The sequence below is a fragment of the uncultured Cardiobacterium sp. genome (assembly GCF_938028185.1).
In the GTDB taxonomy this organism is placed as follows: Bacteria; Pseudomonadota; Gammaproteobacteria; order Cardiobacteriales; family Cardiobacteriaceae; genus Cardiobacterium.
Window position 1 is genome coordinate 1 of the sequence record NZ_CALJAH010000298.1, and the last position, 2,547, is coordinate 2,547.

The window sequence follows — 2,547 nt, forward strand, 5'->3', positions numbered from 1 at the left end:
TACGCCTGGCATATTGCCAAACTCGGTGAAATCTTCGCTGACCCGGCGTTTTTGCAACTGACCCGTCCCACCGAAGACGAGCTGCCGCAGGCGCAGATTGCGCAATTCTTCGAAAACGCCGATACCATGCTGCTCAACGCCAATCTCGGCAAATACGAGCGCGCCTTTACCCGCTTTGTCTGCAACCTGTTCTGCTTCAAAATCCAGGTGTTTGACAAGATGCGCCCCACCCGCCTGTGGAATGCGCTGGACGAGCCGTTTACCGCCTTCGCCGCACGGGTGCGACAACCGGCTTTTCAGATCTCGGAAGTGCCGTATCCACCGAGCGAGGTCATTATCAGCTGGCTGGAGTTGCGCGGATGATGGGCAGCGGCCTGCTGCGCAAACTGTTCCAGGGCAGCGCGTCCGCCCCGGCGGCGGCTGCGGATGCGGCCAGCGTCTTTCCGGTGCTGGCTGCCGAAGCGCTCTACACCCGCCTCAGCCTGCACAACCGCCTGCGTGGCATCCGGCGCAAGGTCGCCATCGACCCGCAGCGCTTCGAGGCGATGTACGGCAAGCCCATCGCCAAATACTGCGAAACGGTGCAACTGTTACCCGCTTCGCAGGCGCACCACCACGCCTATCCCGGCGGCCTCATCGTCCACACCCTGAGCGTGATCGAATACGCCATCAACGAGCGGCAAAAATACACGCTGCCGCTGGCTTCCGAGCCGGAGGTGATAGAGGCGCAGAAAAACCTCTGGACCTACGCCGTCTTTGTCGCCGCGCTCCTGCACGACATCGGCAAGGCGCTGACAATGGCCTGGTACATCGATGCGGCGCAGGACAAAATCAGGAACCCCGCCGCCGGCACCCTGCTGCAACAGGGCTGCAAACACTACACCCTCAAATTCCGCCCGACCGCGCATTACCAACTGCACGAACGCCTCGGCCTGCTCTTCCTGCCGCAGCTGCTGGACAGCATCAGCCTCGATTACCTGACGCGCGACCTGGACATCTTCAGCGAAGTACTCGGCTACGTCAGCGCCGACCGCGCCTCCTGGGGCAGCATCGGCGCCATTGTCAGCACGGCCGACCAGATGTCGGTCGCCGCCGACCTGCGCATTGCCACACAAACCGGACGGCCGCGCCAGTTCGCCGGTGCCGACATCGAAAACTTCGGCGAGCGCCTGCTGAAAGCATTCCGCCTGCTGATCGAAGAACGCAAACTGGCGGCAAACCGCCCCGGTGCCGTGCTCTACCTCTCCGACGACCAGCGCTACGTCTATGCGGTCGCCAAAACCATCGCGGAAAAACTGCGCGAAAAAATGCAGTCGCTGGGCGCGACCGACGTCCCCGCCGACAACACCCGCATCTTCGACGAACTGCAACAGCACGGGCTGATTGAAGCGACGGCAAACGGACAAGCCGTTTTCACCATCCATGTCTCCATCCCGCACGCCAACTTCGAGCAGGACTTCACCACCCTGAAAATCGACAGCCGCAAACTGTTCACGGTGGCAAGCCTGCCCGCGAAAATGAGCGGCAGCGTCAGCGAAGGCGGCAAAGCTGCAACAGCCAGCGCCCCGGACAATCCCCCTGCAACCGCAGCAGCGGCAGCACAACCCCTGCAACAGCCCGTGCCCACGCCTGCCCTGCAACAGGAAGCGACAGCGCCCGTACTGCCGCAGGGTACGCAGGAAGCAGCCGTACTGGCACAGGAAGCGGTAGCGCCGATCGTGGAAATCCTGCAACAGGACGTCACAGGAGGCCATGCACTGGCGCAGGATGGCCTGCCGCCGGAGCTGCAACTGGCGGCAGCAATAGATGCGCTGCCGGATGACCCGTTCGCTGACCCGCCGGGGGTCGCGTTACCTGTGCCAGCCGTGGCGGATGAAATGACGCCCCCGCCCGTCCTTCCTGTGGCAGATGCGGCCATGCCTGTACCCGCAGACACGCCCGCCCACAAACCGCCGCCGGACAGCGACCCGCAAAGCATCGTGGACGGCTTCTTCGCCTGGCTCTGGCAAAAAATCGCCGCCAAAAACATTATCGTCAACCGCAGCGGCCAACCGGCCTTTGTCCTGGAATACGAAAACCGCAAATGCCTCGCCGTGGTCTCGCCCAAAACCTTCGCCGATTACGCCCGCGATGCCGGCCTGTTTGCCAAAGAAGGGACGATGAGCTTTGACGACATGCGCAAGGCCGCGCAAATCGTGCAATCAGCCATTCACAAACGGCGCAGCAACATTCCCGCAGGCAGCAAACAAATCCATTACTGCCGACCGGTGACCGCACAAGGTGCCAATGCCAAACTCTCCCTGTACTTCTTCGAGGCGGAAAAAATACAGCATCCGCCCGAATTGCAAACATTTCTTGACAAATGCGAGGTGAGCACGATACTAATATAGAAACGTCATAAAAATGTGCCAAAAAATATGACGTTTGGGGGCGATCCTGCTCCACCCGGTCATGGAGACGGGTTTCACGGGTTCTCTGACAATCTGGCTGCTTTTACCGAAAATGCTCTTTATGGAAGAAGCGGATAAAAATTATTGATAAACACCT

Annotated in this window: 2 protein-coding genes; both read left to right on the forward strand. The window is 60.6% G+C overall.

What is annotated here, in order from left to right:
• Positions 1–363: hypothetical protein (locus Q0349_RS08760; RefSeq protein WP_298080480.1), on the forward strand; the 363-nt coding region annotated here is incomplete at its 5' end.
• The gene (gene mobH / locus Q0349_RS08765; protein WP_298080481.1) at positions 360–2,390 is read left to right on the forward strand and encodes a MobH family relaxase; all 2,031 of its coding nucleotides are present in this window, start codon (positions 360–362) and stop codon (positions 2,388–2,390) included. The genes Q0349_RS08760 and mobH, both read left to right, overlap by 4 nt.
• Positions 2,391–2,547: the final 157 nt, after the last annotated feature.

Coding starts and splice junctions, on each gene's coding strand:
- mobH (WP_298080481.1), top strand. CDS start 360: ATGATGGGCAGCGGCCTGCTGCGCAAACTGTTCCAGGGCAGCGCGTCC.